Source organism: Candidatus Pseudothioglobus sp. uisw_070, assembly GCF_059512545.2.
This window is the reverse complement of record NZ_CM183456.2, coordinates 1,807,518-1,822,631: the sequence shown is the minus strand read 5'-3', so window position 1 is coordinate 1,822,631 and position 15,114 is coordinate 1,807,518. Positions and strand designations below refer to the sequence as shown.

Annotated in this window: 16 protein-coding genes; 2 read left to right on the top strand and 14 right to left on the bottom strand. The window is 37.3% G+C overall.

Going from position 1 to position 15,114, the window contains the following annotated elements:
- Positions 1 to 4 precede the first annotated feature (4 nt).
- From rpe to AC5YGD_RS09195, 5 genes are read right to left on the bottom strand one after another with little or no spacing between them, the layout of a single operon-like run.
- Complete coding sequence (rpe, locus tag AC5YGD_RS09215) at positions 5 to 679, bottom strand: ribulose-phosphate 3-epimerase (protein ID WP_271541873.1); 675 nt, start codon at positions 677 to 679, stop codon at positions 5 to 7.
- Between the two features lie 12 nt (positions 680 to 691).
- Positions 692 to 2,218 carry a 2,3-bisphosphoglycerate-independent phosphoglycerate mutase gene (gene gpmI, locus AC5YGD_RS09210; RefSeq protein ID WP_496141524.1) on the bottom strand — a complete coding sequence of 509 codons (1,527 nt, stop codon included), beginning with the start codon at positions 2,216 to 2,218 and terminating at the stop codon, positions 692 to 694.
- Between the two features lie 14 nt (positions 2,219 to 2,232).
- The gene (gene ychF, locus AC5YGD_RS09205; protein ID WP_496141523.1) at positions 2,233 to 3,324 is read right to left on the bottom strand and encodes a redox-regulated ATPase YchF; all 1,092 of its coding nucleotides are present in this window, start codon (positions 3,322 to 3,324) and stop codon (positions 2,233 to 2,235) included.
- A gap of 12 nt (positions 3,325 to 3,336) precedes the next feature.
- Positions 3,337 to 3,906 carry an aminoacyl-tRNA hydrolase gene (gene pth / locus AC5YGD_RS09200; protein WP_271537868.1) on the bottom strand — a complete coding sequence of 190 codons (570 nt, stop codon included), beginning with the start codon at positions 3,904 to 3,906 and terminating at the stop codon, positions 3,337 to 3,339.
- Between the two features lie 49 nt (positions 3,907 to 3,955).
- The gene (locus AC5YGD_RS09195) at positions 3,956 to 4,648 is read right to left on the bottom strand and encodes a 50S ribosomal protein L25/general stress protein Ctc (RefSeq protein ID WP_496141522.1); all 693 of its coding nucleotides are present in this window, start codon (positions 4,646 to 4,648) and stop codon (positions 3,956 to 3,958) included.
- A 184-nt stretch (positions 4,649 to 4,832) separates the two neighbouring features.
- On the opposite strand from AC5YGD_RS09195, the gene AC5YGD_RS09190 reads away from it, so the two are divergent.
- Both AC5YGD_RS09190 and AC5YGD_RS09185 read left to right on the top strand, forming a co-directional pair.
- A complete protein-coding gene (locus tag AC5YGD_RS09190; RefSeq protein WP_496141521.1) occupies positions 4,833 to 5,222 on the top strand; it encodes a toxin-antitoxin system YwqK family antitoxin in 390 nt (129 codons plus the stop codon).
- Positions 5,223 to 5,300: 78 nt separating this feature from the next.
- Positions 5,301 to 5,696 (top strand): hypothetical protein, encoded by a 396-nt coding sequence (locus tag AC5YGD_RS09185; RefSeq protein WP_496141520.1) that lies wholly within the window; start codon positions 5,301 to 5,303, stop codon positions 5,694 to 5,696.
- Between the two features lie 40 nt (positions 5,697 to 5,736).
- Here the strand turns inward: AC5YGD_RS09185 and ubiB are convergent, their stop codons facing one another.
- The 9 genes from ubiB to dsbD form a co-directional block, all read right to left on the bottom strand.
- The gene (gene ubiB / locus AC5YGD_RS09180; protein ID WP_496141519.1) at positions 5,737 to 7,341 is read right to left on the bottom strand and encodes a ubiquinone biosynthesis regulatory protein kinase UbiB; all 1,605 of its coding nucleotides are present in this window, start codon (positions 7,339 to 7,341) and stop codon (positions 5,737 to 5,739) included.
- Positions 7,338 to 7,859, bottom strand: coding sequence for an SCP2 sterol-binding domain-containing protein (locus tag AC5YGD_RS09175; RefSeq protein ID WP_416652014.1), 522 nt, complete (start codon positions 7,857 to 7,859; stop codon positions 7,338 to 7,340). Before AC5YGD_RS09175 ends, ubiB begins: the two co-directional genes overlap by 4 nt.
- 5 nt (positions 7,860 to 7,864) lie before the next feature.
- Positions 7,865 to 8,605: a bifunctional demethylmenaquinone methyltransferase/2-methoxy-6-polyprenyl-1,4-benzoquinol methylase UbiE gene (ubiE, locus tag AC5YGD_RS09170; protein WP_416652012.1), complete on the bottom strand. Its 741-nt coding sequence runs from the start codon at positions 8,603 to 8,605 to the stop codon at positions 7,865 to 7,867.
- A 2-nt stretch (positions 8,606 to 8,607) separates the two neighbouring features.
- Entirely contained in the window at positions 8,608 to 9,744 is a 1,137-nt protein-coding gene (locus AC5YGD_RS09165) for a citrate synthase (RefSeq protein ID WP_271537905.1), read from the bottom strand.
- A 10-nt stretch (positions 9,745 to 9,754) separates the two neighbouring features.
- Positions 9,755 to 10,108, bottom strand: coding sequence for an iron-sulfur cluster insertion protein ErpA (erpA, locus tag AC5YGD_RS09160; protein WP_271537906.1), 354 nt, complete (start codon positions 10,106 to 10,108; stop codon positions 9,755 to 9,757).
- A gap of 34 nt (positions 10,109 to 10,142) precedes the next feature.
- The gene (gene argC, locus AC5YGD_RS09155) at positions 10,143 to 11,177 is read right to left on the bottom strand and encodes an N-acetyl-gamma-glutamyl-phosphate reductase (protein ID WP_271537908.1); all 1,035 of its coding nucleotides are present in this window, start codon (positions 11,175 to 11,177) and stop codon (positions 10,143 to 10,145) included.
- The gene (gene accC / locus AC5YGD_RS09150) at positions 11,177 to 12,529 is read right to left on the bottom strand and encodes an acetyl-CoA carboxylase biotin carboxylase subunit (protein WP_416652009.1); all 1,353 of its coding nucleotides are present in this window, start codon (positions 12,527 to 12,529) and stop codon (positions 11,177 to 11,179) included. Before accC ends, argC begins: the two co-directional genes overlap by 1 nt.
- The gene (accB, locus tag AC5YGD_RS09145; RefSeq protein ID WP_496141518.1) at positions 12,526 to 12,969 is read right to left on the bottom strand and encodes an acetyl-CoA carboxylase biotin carboxyl carrier protein; all 444 of its coding nucleotides are present in this window, start codon (positions 12,967 to 12,969) and stop codon (positions 12,526 to 12,528) included. The genes accC and accB overlap by 4 nt, the downstream gene beginning before the upstream one ends.
- A 229-nt stretch (positions 12,970 to 13,198) precedes the next feature.
- Complete coding sequence (dsbD, locus tag AC5YGD_RS09140) at positions 13,199 to 15,040, bottom strand: protein-disulfide reductase DsbD (protein WP_496141517.1); 1,842 nt, start codon at positions 15,038 to 15,040, stop codon at positions 13,199 to 13,201.
- Between the last annotated feature and the right edge of the window lie 74 nt (positions 15,041 to 15,114).

Below are 15,114 nucleotides of genomic sequence, written 5' to 3'. Positions count from 1 at the left end.
AAGGTTATTTAGCTAAAGCCAGCTCTTTGCGCATTTTGTCAATCGTTAACTTGTAATTTTCAGTATTAAAAATTGCTGACCCGGCGACAAATGTATCAGCACCAGCTGCTGCAATTTCTTGAATGTTATCAACTTTAACACCACCATCAACCTCAAGTCTTGTGCTAAGGCCTTTTTCATCAATTAATTTTCTTACAATTTTCAATTTTTCTAAAGACGAGGCTATGAAAGATTGACCTCCAAATCCTGGATTTACTGACATCAGCAGTACCATGTCAAGTTGATCGATTACATGCTCTAAATAGTGAAGTGACGTTGCTGGGTTAAAAACTAAACCTGCTTTACAGCCATTTTCTTTTATAAGTCCTATTGTGCGGTCTATATGTTCAGATGCTTCGGGGTGAAATGTGATGTAAGAAGCCCCCGCTTTTGCAAAGTCAGGAATAATTCTGTCGACTGGCTTTACCATTAGGTGGACATCGATTGGTGCAGTAACACCATGATTTCTCAGTGCTTCGCAAACTAAAGGCCCAATTGTAAGGTTTGGTACATAGTGATTATCCATGACGTCAAAATGAACAATATCGGCACCAGCAACTAAAACATTGTCAACCTCTTCTCCAAGCTTAGCAAAATCTGCTGAAAGTATTGAGGGGGCGATAAAGTTTGGTTGCTTCATTTTAGTCTCCGTTTATTCTATAAAAAGGCTTTGGCCTGTCATTTCTTTTGGCTGTTCAATTTCCATAAGTTCCAAAAGCGAAGGCGCTAGGTCTGCAAGTGTACCAACATGTGGACCTAAAAGTAAGCTTTTCCTTTTCCCAATATATATTAAAGGGACTGGATTAGTTGTATGTGCAGTATGGTTTTTTTGCGTTTCAGGGTCTAACATTTGTTCTGCATTTCCATGGTCTGCAGTAATTAGGACTTCGGTTTCAGACTCTAGACATGCCTGGTGAATTTTTCCTAAACAGCTATCGACTGCTTCAACAGCTTTAATGGCTGCCTCAAGGTTCCCAGTGTGCCCAACCATGTCTGTGTTGGCAAAATTACAAACAACCAGTTTATGTTTTTGGGATCTAAGTGCTGAAATAAGATTTTCAGTTAACTCATATGCACTCATTTCTGGCTTTAAATCATAAGTTTTTACATTAGGCGATTGAATAAGCTTTCTTTCTTCTCCAGCAAGTATTGTCTCAACGCCCCCATTAAAGAAAAAGGTAACGTGTGCATATTTTTCAGTTTCAGCAATTCTAAGCTGACTAAAACCAAGGCTTGAAATATAGTAACCCAGAGTGTTAGAGACAGATATTGGAGGATAAGCGCAAATAAGATTAAAGTCTTTCTTGAACTCTGTGAGGCAAATAAAATTGCATTTTTTGAACGCATGCCTATCAAATCCATCAAATATTTCTGAAGTTAGGGCTTGAGTTATTTCTCTTGCACGATCTGCGCGATAATTCATAAAAATTACTGTATCGCCATTATTAATTTTTACAGGCTCACCAATAATTGTAGGGGCAATGAACTCATCATTTTCGCCTTCTTCATAGGCCATTTGGATTGCATTTTTTGCAGAATCTGCTTTACGATCTCCTTTTCCGGAAGATATTAATTCATAAGCTTTTGAAACCCTCTCCCAGCGATTGTCTCGATCCATTGCATAGAACCTGCCTACTACTGAGACAATTTTACCTACATTTAGCTCAGAGATTTTTAACTCCAGCAGTTCAATAAATTTTGAGGCACTGTTTGGCGGCGTATCACGCCCATCTGTAAAGACATGAAAATAAACCTCTTTGCAGCCTTTTTGTTTTGCCAGCTCAAGAGCCGCATAAATGTGGTCTTGGTGCGAGTGAACTCCTCCATCAGATAAGAGTCCAAGAATATGCACTGCTTTATTATTAGCCTTAGCAGAGTCAAGTGCTTTGCACAAATTTTTATTACTGAAGAAAGCGCCACTTTTAATGTCATTACCTATTCTGGTGAAATCTTGCTCAACAATTCTTCCCGCACCAATTGTTAAGTGGCCTACTTCTGAATTACCCATTTGGCCTTCCGGCAGTCCAACACTTTTTCCAGAGGTTCCAATTAACGTATTAGGGTAGGTATCAATAAGATGATTCCAGTTAGGGGTATTAGCCATTGCTATTGCGTTATTCTCAGAGTTTTGAGAATAGCCCCAGCCATCTAAAATTAAAAGTAGTTTTGTATTTTGCATTGAAAAATTAACAGTTATACATTAAATAAAAAGTGAACTACATCACCATCTTTAACAATATATTCCTTTCCTTCAGAGCGCAACTTGCCAGCATCTTTTGACCCTTTTTCGCCTTTATATTGAATAAAGTCTTCATATGAAATTGTTTCAGCTCTAATAAAACCTTTTTCAAAGTCACCATGTATTTTACCCGCGGCCATTGGAGCAGAATCTCCAATGTTTATTGTCCAGGCTCTAACCTCTTTAACGCCTGCAGTAAAATATGTTTGAAGACCTAGTAACCTATATCCCGCTTTAATTAAGCGATCAAGACCAGATTCAGATTGCCCCATCTCATCTAAAAAACCTTGCTTATCTTCGTCATCAAGCTCAGCAATTTCAGACTCAATATCTGCACATACTGCAACAACTTGACTATTTTCATTATCTGCATAGTTCGTTAATGCAGATAAGTGAGGATTATTTGTAAATCCATTCTCACTTATATTGGCAACATAAAGAACTGGCTTTGAAGTAAGCAATTGCAAGCCCTTAACTAGCTTTTCCTCTTCTTCAGTAAAGACAAGAGATCTAACTGCATGGCCTTCTTCAAGAGTTGGTAGGATTTTTTCAAGCAAGTTTTTTAAAGGCAGGCCTTCTTTTTGCCCTGATTTGGAGTTTTTTAAAGCTTTTTGGTAGGCCTTGTCTGCGCTAAAAAGATCGGATAAGGCAAGCTCCGTATTAATTGTATCTATGTCATCAAGTGGGTCAACTTTATTTGAAACGTGAATGATGTCGTCATTTTCAAAGCATCGAACAACGTGCAAGATTGCATCTGTTTCACGAATATTTGAAAGAAATTGATTTCCTAGTCCTTCACCTTTTGAAGCACCCTCAACTAATCCAGCAATATCTACAAACTCCATTGTGGTTGGTAAAATTTTTTCTGGAGTAACGATATTTGCTAATGCTTGTAATCGAGGATCATTAACAGGCACGATGCCAACGTTTGGCTCAATCGTACAAAAAGGGTAATTTTCTGAATCTATGCCCGCCATTGTTAGCGCATTGAATAGTGTTGATTTACCTACATTTGGAAGCCCTACTATGCCACATTTAAATCCCATCTTCTTGCTCCATTATAAGGAATGAAGGGCCTTCATAGCTGCTTCAAAATCTCCATCAACTAGCATTTCAATAATGCCTGATGCTTCTATCATTCCTTGTTCAATTAGTTTTAATTCAGAGCTAGTTGGAGAGCTTAAAACAAAATCTACAACATCATTTTTTGTTCCTGGATGACCTATTCCCATTCTTAGACGATAAAAATTATTCGTATCAAGTGCTTTAATTGTGTCTCTTAGGCCGTTATGACCACCATGTCCACCACCAAGTTTTAGCTTGATTAAGCCAACAGGCAAATCTAACTCATCATGAATCACAAGAGTCTCTTCAGGTTTGATGTTGTAATAACTCAATAAGCTTTTGATAGAGCCACCAGAATTATTCATAAAGGTCTGAGGCTTGAGAAGGTGAACTTTTTTAGAGCCAAAGTTAATGGTTGAAGTTTCACCTAGAAACTTAGACTGACCATTAAATTTGGAGCTTAATACACTAGCTAATGAATCAACAAACCAAAAGCCGGCGTTGTGACGATGTCCTTGATATTCTTTTCCTGGGTTTCCCAGTCCAACAATTAATTTAATCATTACAACGCTTCGTTTAAGTGATTATTAAGCCAATAAGGCTGGCAACGTTTTATTCTTTTTCGTCACCATCTTTTGAACCTTCAGAGCCCTGATCAGATTCACCCTCTTCGCCTTCTGTTTCAGAATCATCAGACTCTAAAATTTCTTCCTCTTCCTCTACGATAACTTTAGGTTCCGTGACAGAACATACAGTTTGATCATGTGCCTCAACATCTTCATGTTGAAGTGAAGTAATTACAACACCTTTAGGCAAGATAAGATTAGTTAGTGTTAGATGATCACCAATTTCAAGGTTGGTAACATCTACATCAATACCATTTGGAAGGTCTTGCGGTAAGCATGAGATTTCAACCGAAACAACGAATTGATTCAGCATATTTCCTAATCTTAATGCCTCATTTTCATCCATTCCAATAAAGTGTAATGGAGTCATTGTAACAAGAGCATGTTTTGCGTCTACTCGTAAAAAATCCATATGTTGGACAGTATTTTTTGCAGGATGACGCTGAATGTCTTTTAAAACAACAGATTCTTTTGATTTATCAACCATCAAATCTAGTACAGAAGTGAATGTATTTTCATTTTCTAGTAAGTGGGTGATTTCATGAATGTTAAGTGTTACCATCTTTGGGGCTTTAGTTCCGCCATAAACGATACCTGGTACTCTTTCTTCTTTTCTCAAGCGGCGGCTCGCACCTTTCCCTTGATCTTTACGCTCTAATGCGTTTACAGTAATACTCATTTTGAGTTCTCCAATAAATAAAAAAACACCACGTTTTGTGGTGTAACCAATATTGCCCGTCTTGCGACCAGATAGGCTGGAGCATCATTTTACCCGAATTTCTTTTGCTATAGTCATCATTAGAGGCGCACTCAGGCATCAAACGAAATTTGGACTTTAAGGCAAAATCAAATATAATCTTATTATGAATAAAAATATAAATGGACTCCATACTGAAAATTTAGATAATGGCATGAGGCTAGAGACAACTTATAAAGACGGCATTAAATATGGTAGAGAAACTTATTGGTATGAAAGTGGGAAAAAAGCTTCAGAGGGGTTCTATGAAAATAATGAGCTTGAAGGCACGCTAACTTATTGGTATGAGAATGGGAAGAAAGCTTCAGCAGGTTTTTATAAGGATAATAAACTTGAAGGAGTTCTAACTGCTTGGAATGAAGATGGTCTTTTAGAGTCTGAGCAAGAATATGAAAATGGTATTCTTAATGGTAAATCTATTTTCTATGAAGATGGCGTGAGAGTAGCAGAGTACTTTTTGGAAAATGGAGAGATATCAGGCAACACTAAGGGTTGATCAGCTTAATATAGTCACAGTATAAAGAGCTCCTAATCAATGTCTAACTTTTTTGTCTAATGCTTTGATTCACTTATTATGACAAAATTATTCCTAATTGTACTTTTTTTAATGCCCTATTCAATTTCTGCTGATGAAATTAATAAAATGGCTACAATTGATGGAGAGCCCGATGGAATTATAGTTGAGAGCTTTTCTTTTGAGAGAGAAGAACTAACTGATAGCACTTCAATTTTCATCAGTACTAATGAAGTTACAAGTATTAAGTGTACCATTTATGATAAAAATGATAAGCCAATAAAGGTTTCAAACGGCATAGCCACTCCTCCGCTTAGTAAGGTTTTGGTTTTATCTCAAAACGCAATGATTACATCAGTTAAATGTTGGGAACAAGGCGCTGAAAAAAAAGTAAAAATAATAGACAAATCAGTTGATATGTACTACAAGATGCCAACTTTTTTACTAGATGACTAAAACTATAAAACTTCCAATTTTTAGGCCTTGTTGAGTTTCTTTAGCGAGATTTAAACCAGAATATAAGGCTGGCAAATGCACTTACTGCTGCATAAGTCCAGATTGATTGAGTAACAAGGAACCCTGTGAGTGCAAGAAGCGATATTGCAATAATAGTCGCACGCTCCCTTTGAGAATTTTCTCGAAGTTGAGAGAGAATCGCTTCTGTTTGTTTTTTTGAATTTTCTTGTTTAAGCGAGCCTTTTTCAATTTGTTTTAAAGCGTTAATAACCAACATAGGGATTTCAGGTAATTCTAAAATAAGCTCAGGGAGTTGAGCAGAGATTTTTTTAACAGTGTTTTTTAAGCTGTATTTGTCTTTGGCAAGCTTTTCAAGGTAAGGTTTTGCAGTTGCCCAAAGGTCAAGTTCAGGATATAGAGTTCGACCTAACCCTTCAATATTTAGTAACGTTTTATAGAGTAATAGAAGTTGAGGCTGAACTTCCATGTCAAAACGTTTGGCCTCTTTTAGTAAGCTTAATAAAACTTGACCAAAAGAAATTTCACTTAAAGGTTTTTCGAATATCGGTTCACAAACACTTCGAATGGCATTTTCAAACTCTAAGACGTTTGTTCCTTCTGGTATCCACCCTGACTCAAGATGGACTTGAGCTACTTTTTTATAATCCTGATTAAAAAACGCTAAAAAGTTTTGAGCAAGATAGTATTGATCGGCCTCTGTTAGGGTGCCCATAATTCCAAAATCAACACCAATATATTGATCATTTTCACCAACAAAAATGTTTCCTGGATGCATATCAGCATGGAAAAAATTATGATCAAACACTTGGGTGAAGAAAATCACCACACCATTTTCAGCAAGAGTTCGAAGGTTTGTATCAGTACTCTTTAAGGCCTCAATATTAGTTACTGGAGTTCCATAAATGCGCTCTGTTACTAGTATGTTAGAGCGGCAATAATCCCAGTGTACTTTTGGAACATAAAGAAGGCTAGAGTCACTAAAGTTCTTTCTAAGTAGAGATGCATTAGCTGCTTCAACCATCATATTAAGTTCGTTATAAATGATAGTTTCAAATTCAGCCACCGCTTCTCTTGGCCTCAGTCTTTTGCCGTCAGGATGCTTTTCAGCTAATCCTGCAAATGCATAAAGTAGACGAATATCTCTTTTAATTTGTTTTTCTATTCCTGGGCGAACAACCTTAATAATAATTTCTTCATCATTATGAGTAATCGCACTATGAACCTGTGCAATAGATGCTGAGGCTAAGGGCTCATCATCAAAAGATGCAAATAGGGTTGAGACGCTTTCATCCAGGGCTTTTTCAATAATCGCCTTAGAGTCTTTAGAAGGAAAGGGAGGGCATTTATCTTGGAGTTTTGCTAATTCATTACCTATATCTTCTGGAAGAAGGTCTCTTCGAGTTGAGAGTGTTTGGCCAAATTTTATAAATATTGGGCCTAGTTCTTCGAGTGCAAGGCGAATTCTTTCACCTCGAGTAAGTTTTTTGCTCGGAAAGTAATGCCATGGCGTCAAATAAATTAGTGGCTTGAGGCTTTTTAAGAGCGAAGTAGATAATATAAGGTGATCTAATCGATACCGAATTAGAGTCCTTGATATACCAAGGAAGCGAAAAAAGCTTTTCATCTAGAGCGTCCTTTTTTAAACAGTTTAGACCGACTAGGGGCAATCAAAAGAGTGGTAAATTCATTTTTTAAGTTTTCAACAAATGAATCCTTTTCCTGAGATGATGAGCCTTTAATTCTATCTATTGTTTGTCCAAGCTTATGCGCAATAATGTCCCCAGTATATTGAGAAATAAGCTCTTCTATGTCAATAGATGATAATGCAAATAAGTCAGCCAACTGCTGTGCTGTTTTGATACTTCCGTTAATTTCAATGTCTTCGCTTTCAATTAAATCTTCAAAAGATACGCCTTTAAATAAAGCTAAAAAAGCTTTTTTATTGAGAGTGATATCAACATTAGTATTTTTTTGCTCACTATTTTCTATGACGAAAATGCGAGAATTTAGACACAGAAAAAAAAGTCTTAAATCGATATCATCAACATACACACTAACTAGACTATTATCGAGGCGTGTTATGTTAATTTCATTAACATTTATCATGTGGTTAAGAGCTTTTTCAATAGCGAGGCGAAACATAGTAATTAAGTTTTGATTGCTTTATGAAGTGCGACTATGCCACCAGTAAGATTGTGATACTCACAAAAACCAAACCCAGCATCAAGCGCCATAGACTTTAGTGTTTCTTGATCAGGATGTTTGCGAATTGATTCCGCAAGGTATTGATAACTATCTTCATCATTGGCAAAGAATTCACCAAATTTTGGTATAACGTTGAACGAGTATAAATCGTATATTTTTTTAAGCATCTCATTTTCAACTTTAGAAAACTCTAAAATCAGTAATGTGCCACCTTTTTTTAAAACACGATACATTTGCTGAAGGGCAACATCTTTATTTGTTACATTCCTCAAGCCAAACGCAATACTTACACAATCAAATGTGTTGTCTTCAAATGGAAGAGATTCAGCATTGGCCTGAACAAAGTCCACATCAATAATGCCATGATTCAAAAGATTTTTTCTGCCCTCATTAAGCATTGAGCCATTGATGTCAGATAAGATAACTCTTCCAGATTCGCCCACTTTTTTTCTAAACTTTATAGCTAGATCACCTGTTCCTCCAGCAATATCAAGAACATGATCTCCTTCTGATACATTGCTACTAGAGATTGTGTAGTTTTTCCACAGGCGGTGGGTTCCCATTGACATGACATCATTCATTAGATCATATTTGCCTGCAACTGAGTCAAATACACCCTTAACTAGGCCTTGTTTTTTTTCAACGTCGACCTGTTTAAAGCCAAAGTGCGTAGTCTTGTCCATTATTAACTAGAGGGGTAGTCCCTAAAGTCAGCACCAGTATATATCTGTGTCGGCCTAAAGATTCTATTGTGACTAACCTGCTCATGCCAATGAGCTACCCATCCAGCTGAACGAGCCATGGCAAAAATAGGAGTAAAGTGTTCTTTGGTAAAGTTAAATATTTCTGAGTAAAGGATGCCAGAATAAAAGTCAACATTGGGATAGACGCCTTTTTGAGACAATAACTCCTCACAGATGCTTTCAACTTCAAGTGCTGTTTCGAATCTGTTAGATAAGTTGAGGCCATTTTTCTTAATATAAGTTTTAATCATTTTCTCAAGAATTGTGGCTCTAGGATCTTTGGTTTTATATTCACGATGACCCATTCCCCAGATAACTTGTTTATTTTTGAGTCTATTTTCAATCCAAGGGCGGGCATTTTTTGCAGAACCAATTTCATCAAGCATAAGAAGCACATTTTCATTTGCATTACCGTGCAAGGGTCCTGCGAGAGTTCCAACTCCTGATGCTATTGAAGAAAAAGGATTGGCAAGAGTAGACGCTGTTACCATGGTAGAAAAAGTGGAGGCATTGATTGTATGCTCGGCATGTAAAATTAAGGAGGCATCTAAAAGATTAACAATTTCTGGATCAGACTCCTCTCCAAAACACATGTACATAAAATTTTCAGCATAAGACATTTTGTTGCTTGGAGGAATCGGATCATATCCTCTACTAATGCGAGTCCACATTGCAACCAAAGTGCTCATATTTGAGATTATTTTAATAAGCGCATTTTGAGTATAGGCTGAGTCTGGTTCAGATGCGCCAGCATCTGGGTAGAAAGTAGCCATTGCGGCCATTGCAGTTTGAAGCACATCCATTGAGTGTCCAGTTGGTGGAAGTGACCAAAGTAAATGGCGGATTTTTCGTTTTACCTCATTTCTTTTTTGTAAAATATTTTTAAAGTTTGACAGTTCATTAGGTGAGGGTAGTTCACCATTCATCAACAACAAAGCGGTTTCTTCAAATGAGGAATGCTCGACGAGATCTTGAATGGAGTAGCCTCTATAAGCAAGTATTCCTTTTTCTCCATCGATTGAAGAAATTGCTGATTTAGTTGCTGGTACGCCTGCTAGGCCTGGAATATATTCGGTCATAATATTATTGTTAAATTGAAAAAGAAGATCCGCAACCACATGTGGTTTTGGCATTAGGATTAGTTACAATAAATCTTGCTCCTTGGAGATCCTCAAGATAGTCTACTGTTGAACCCATAAGATACTGATAACTCATTGGGTCGATAACTAACTCAACCCCCTGTTTATTAACTCCACTATCGCCTTCTTTAAGATTTTCATCAAAAGCAAAGCCATAGGAGAAGCCTGAACATCCACCACCAGTAATATAAACTCGAAGCCTTAAGGCCGGGTTTTTTTCTTCCTTGATGAGTTGCGCCACTCTGCTTGCAGCACTATCACTAAAAACTATATCAGCCTCATCTTGAATTTCAGCGGTAACCATAGGTTATCTCCAAATTATTATATATAGACTGCTTTTAAGGCAGTAAACCAATCTGTGTAAGTCCTTCCTGCTCTGCAAGTCCAAACATTAAGTTCATATTTTGGATTGCTTGTCCCGCAGCACCCTTAACTAAGTTGTCAATAACCGACATAATTACTAGTTTATTGCTGTGTTCAATATACTGAATTGAAATTTGACAATAGTTCGATGATTTAACTGAACGCGTTTCAGGATAAGTACCTTCAGGGAGTATTTTAACAAATTCTTCATTTTTGTAGGCATTTTCGAAATAAGGTCTAACATTGACAGTTGTGTCAACAAGGTCAACATAAATAGTAGCCTCTATGCCTCGGATCATAGGTAGTAAGTGGGGGACAAAAGTTAACCCAACTGGCTTTCCAGCAATAAGTTCTAGCTCTTGCTTTATTTCAGGAAAGTGTCTGTGACCACCAACTGCATATGGCTTAAAGCTTTCAGTTATTTCACAAAGAAGAGTTGCTTGGTTGGCAATTCTTCCCGCACCGCTAGCTCCAGATTTGCAGTCTGCAATTATGCTTGAGGCATCAATTAAGCCATTCTCAAGAAGAGGCTTTAAGGCCAGAAGAACGGCTGTTGGGTAACATCCAGGATTTGCAACTAGTCGTGCATTTTTTATAGCATCCCTTCTAATTTCAGGCTGACCATATACTGCCTCCTCAAGAAGTGAAGGCTGTGAGTGTTCCATTTTGTACCAATCTGACCATAAGTCAGCATCATTAATCCTAAAGTCAGCACCCAAATCAACAACTTTGACACCTTTTTCAAGAAAAGATTCAGCATTATCCATGGCAACCCCATGAGGCGTTGCAAAGAAAACAATATCACATTCAAATAAGGCCTTATCATCGGGAAGTGAATATACCAACTCTGAGAGACCATGCATGTTGGGGAAAACGTCTGATATTTTTTTACCTTGGAGAGCCCTTGATGTAATCGAGGTAACTTCTGCAAGTGGATGTTGATGGATGATACGCAATAGTTCGATACCGGTATATCCTGAACCACCAATTATTCCAACTTTAATTTTCATTATTCTTCATCCCCAAGCATTTTTTCTAGATAGTGAATATTCATACCACCTTTCCTAAACACTTTATCGGCCATAATTTTTCTTTGAAGTGGAATATTTGTTTTTATTCCATCAATAACCATTTCATCAAGAGCATTTTGCATCTTAATAATTGCATTATTTCGATTGTCACCAAAAGTAATCACTTTTCCAATCATAGAGTCGTAGTATGGCGGGACATTATAGCCATTATAAATGTGAGAGTCTATTCTAACTCCAAGACCGCCAGCAGCATGGTACTGTGTAATTTTTCCTGGTGAAGGCATAAAAGTTTCAGGATCTTCAGCATTAATCCTACATTCAATAGCATGACCTTTAATTTCAACTTGATCTTGAGTTATTGATAACTTATCACCACCCGCAATTAAGATTTGTTCACGGACAATATCAACACCAGTGATCATTTCAGTTACTGGATGCTCAACCTGAACTCTAGTGTTCATTTCAATAAAGTAAAACTCATCATTATCGAAAAGAAATTCAAAGGTCCCAGCTCCACGATAGTTAATTTTTTTACAAGCTTCAGCACAAATATTGCCAATTTTATTTCGTAATTTTGGAGAGATTCCTGGTGCAGGAGCCTCCTCTACAACTTTTTGATGACGCCTTTGCATTGAGCAGTCTCTTTCACCAAGATGAACTGCATTTCCATGCTGGTCCGCTAGAATTTGAATCTCAACATGGCGAGGGGTCGTTAAGAATTTTTCCATATAAACTTCACCATTACCAAAAAAGCTTAACGCCTCAGATTGAGTCAGCCTTATTGAGTCAGCTAAGTCATCTTCAGAGTCAACAACTCGCATTCCTCGGCCACCACCTCCACCAGAAGCTTTAATAATTATTGGTAAACCAATTTCTCTGGCAATTTTAATGCTTCTTTGTTCGTTGTCATCTAACGCTCCATTTGATCCTGGAACACAAGGTACGCCAGAGCTTTGCATTGCCTCAATGGCAGCTACCTTGTCCCCCATAACCCTTATATTTTCTGCGTGTGGACCAATAAAGATAAAGCCACTTTGCTCAACTTGATCAGCAAAATCGGCGCTTTCAGATAGAAATCCATATCCTGGATGTATTGCATCAGAATGTGTGACCTCAGCCGCACTTATAATAGCGGGAATATTTAGATAGCTTTTGATAGATGGGTGTGGCCCAATACAAACTGCTTCATCAGCTAAACGAACGTGCTTTAAGTCTTTATCTGCTGTTGAATATACTGCTACAGTTTGGATTCCAAGTTCTTTGCAAGCCCTAAGAATTCGAAGTGCAATTTCACCCCGATTAGCAATTAAAACTTTTTTTATTGAGCTCATTCGACTATGATTAGCGGTTGTCCAAATTCTACAGCTTCACCATCTTTAACAAGAATTTGAAGGACTATTCCAGACTTCTCAGCTTCAATTTGGTTCATTATCTTCATGGCTTCAACAATACCAATGGTGTCGCCCTGTTTTACGTGTTGGCCAATTGTAATAAAAGGTTTTGCAGTTGGAGATGGGGCTGAATAGTAGGTTCCTACCATTGGAGATGTTAAAGACTGACCAACAGTTGAGGGCTCATCTGCAATTACTGGAACCGCAACCACTGGAGTCACTGAAGTAGGCGCTTGTTGCTGAACAAAAGAGTGACTTGGTACAGGCGAATTTCCATATCTAGAAATTTTTACTGACTCTTCGCCTTCTTTAATTTCAATTTCTGACATTCCAGATTCCTCTAGAAGCTCCATTAGCTTTTTAACTTTTCGAATATCCATTTACGTTCCCCTTTATTATTCTTTGCAACTAGTTTTTTGAATCTAAATACAAATTCACATTGCGGCCATTAAGGCAGGCAATGATTGCAAGTTCATGTTTTGGCTTAAAAAATATAATAAATAAGCCTTTAAGACTAGATTTTAACTGTAAGTAACTAAGAAGTATTTTAACATCTATTTAATCAAATATAGCTACAATTCGAAGCTTTTAGAAGAAATTAATAAATATTTATTGCAGATTATTTATGTGGTCAACAAACTCTTTAGCACTAAATTCACCAATAATTCTTTGGTCTCGAAGTTCGTTACCATTTTTAAAAAATAATATGGCGGGTGGTCCAACAAGTGAGAATCTTGCAAGCATCGACTGATTAAAGCGATTATTCTCAGTAACATCTAATGTGTGTTTAAGAGAATCTGCAAGAGCCCCATTGACTTGTCTGTTTGAGAATACAACCCTCTCTAGCTTATTGCAAGAAATACACCATTCTGCATAAAACTTAATGACCAGTAGGCTGTTATTCTTTGTAGTTATAGCTAATAATTTATTAAATTCATCTTCATCTGTAATTACCTGAAAGTCGACACTATTTGATGAATCTATGCTGTCCCCATAAATGATTGAGTCAAGAGGTTGCTGAATATCACCACCACCTTTTGCCACCAATAGCCATAGCAAGACGCCATAAGCTAAGAAAATCAAACATGTTGCTTTAAATAGCAAACTCCAGAAGCTAATAGGTTTAGTGATTTTGTTAAAAACACCAAGCATAATTGGCCCTAGAGTGAATAGGAGTGACCATAGAATTAGAGATAAAAGTGGACTCAGAATTCGATCCAGTAAATACAGAGAAACAGCAATCATCGAAAGACCAAAAATTTTCTTGACGTTTTCCATCCATAGTCCAGCTTTTGGCAGTGCATTGACACCCCAGCCACAAATTATTATTAAAGGGATGCCCATTCCCAGCCCCATTGCAAAAAGACTAGCAGCGCCTTTAGCAGCACTTCCTCCAGCAATAACATAACTTAAAGCAGTTGCAAGGAATGGCGTAACACATGGACCAACAATTAGGGCAGAAAGGAACCCCATGATGCTAACACCAATGAAATCCCCACTCGTTTGCTTGTTACTTAGGTTTGTAATCTTAACCTGCAATTTAGAGGGTAGTTGAATGTCATAGTATCCAAACATTGAAAATGCTAAGAATAGAAAGATTAAACTGAAAACAATTAAGACCCAGGGAGTTTGCATTATTGCCTGAATATTTATGCCAGCTCCAAAGTAGCCTGCTGTCGCTCCAATCAAAGCATAAGCGAGAGACATTGAAAAAACGAATACAACCGACATCAAGATAGCTCTTGGAGTGCTTGGAGCTTTCTTTTGTCCAATAATAATTCCAGACAGTATTGGGACCATTGGGTACACACAAGGTGTCCAAGAAAGAGCCAACCCAGCCAAAAACGCTGCAATTAATAAAGTTAAACCACCTTGTTGAAACTTTTCATTGGCACTTTTTTCTGACTTTGTTATTTGACTATTATCTTGAGAAGAAAATGCTTGAGTTCCATTAAAATCAACTTGAATGGTGTCGCTCTGAGGGGGGTAACAAACTCCACCCTCCCAGCAGCCTTGGTGTTCTACTGTTAATATAACTTTGTTGCTAACAATGTCGGTAAGTGAAAGAATAACCTCCACGGATGAATTGTAAATATTGACCTCACCAAAAAACTCATCAACTTTTAACTTTGCCTTTGGAAACAGGGCATCTTCAATTGTTGCCCCTTTGATTGAAAAAGAAATTTTATCTTTATAGAGATAATAGTTTTCTTTAACAATCCATCTCACAGCAATTGTATTTTCATCAACCGAAATAGCGCTTAACTTGAAAGCCTCATTAACTTTTACTGGGCTTTTTTCAAAACCGAGATTATTTTCAGACTGCAATAAAATTGATGATTGATTGCTTTCACTTAGAGTAGGTTCTTTATCAACTGAAAGGATTTCAGCCCAGCTTGTTGAGAGAGGGACAAGGATCAAAAGCAGAATGATAGAAAAAAATTGCTTCATAAAATTATTTAAAATTGGGTAACTTTATTCAAAAGAAATAGTCAAAATCTGACGGGTTTCTGAAAGAATTACAG

Coding starts and splice junctions, on each gene's coding strand:
- rpe (WP_271541873.1), bottom strand. CDS start 679: ATGAAGCAACCAAACTTTATCGCCCCCTCAATACTTTCAGCAGATTTT.
- gpmI (WP_496141524.1), bottom strand. CDS start 2,218: ATGCAAAATACAAAACTACTTTTAATTTTAGATGGCTGGGGCTATTCT.
- ychF (WP_496141523.1), bottom strand. CDS start 3,324: ATGGGATTTAAATGTGGCATAGTAGGGCTTCCAAATGTAGGTAAATCA.
- pth (WP_271537868.1), bottom strand. CDS start 3,906: ATGATTAAATTAATTGTTGGACTGGGAAACCCAGGAAAAGAATATCAA.
- AC5YGD_RS09195 (WP_496141522.1), bottom strand. CDS start 4,648: ATGAGTATTACTGTAAACGCATTAGAGCGTAAAGATCAAGGGAAAGGT.
- AC5YGD_RS09190 (WP_496141521.1), top strand. CDS start 4,833: ATGAATAAAAATATAAATGGACTCCATACTGAAAATTTAGATAATGGC.
- AC5YGD_RS09185 (WP_496141520.1), top strand. CDS start 5,301: ATGACAAAATTATTCCTAATTGTACTTTTTTTAATGCCCTATTCAATT.
- ubiB (WP_496141519.1), bottom strand. CDS start 7,341: ATGAAAAGCTTTTTTCGCTTCCTTGGTATATCAAGGACTCTAATTCGG.
- AC5YGD_RS09175 (WP_416652014.1), bottom strand. CDS start 7,859: ATGTTTCGCCTCGCTATTGAAAAAGCTCTTAACCACATGATAAATGTT.
- ubiE (WP_416652012.1), bottom strand. CDS start 8,605: ATGGACAAGACTACGCACTTTGGCTTTAAACAGGTCGACGTTGAAAAA.
- AC5YGD_RS09165 (WP_271537905.1), bottom strand. CDS start 9,744: ATGACCGAATATATTCCAGGCCTAGCAGGCGTACCAGCAACTAAATCA.
- erpA (WP_271537906.1), bottom strand. CDS start 10,108: ATGGTTACCGCTGAAATTCAAGATGAGGCTGATATAGTTTTTAGTGAT.
- argC (WP_271537908.1), bottom strand. CDS start 11,177: ATGAAAATTAAAGTTGGAATAATTGGTGGTTCAGGATATACCGGTATC.
- accC (WP_416652009.1), bottom strand. CDS start 12,529: ATGAGCTCAATAAAAAAAGTTTTAATTGCTAATCGGGGTGAAATTGCA.
- accB (WP_496141518.1), bottom strand. CDS start 12,969: ATGGATATTCGAAAAGTTAAAAAGCTAATGGAGCTTCTAGAGGAATCT.
- dsbD (WP_496141517.1), bottom strand. CDS start 15,040: ATGAAGCAATTTTTTTCTATCATTCTGCTTTTGATCCTTGTCCCTCTC.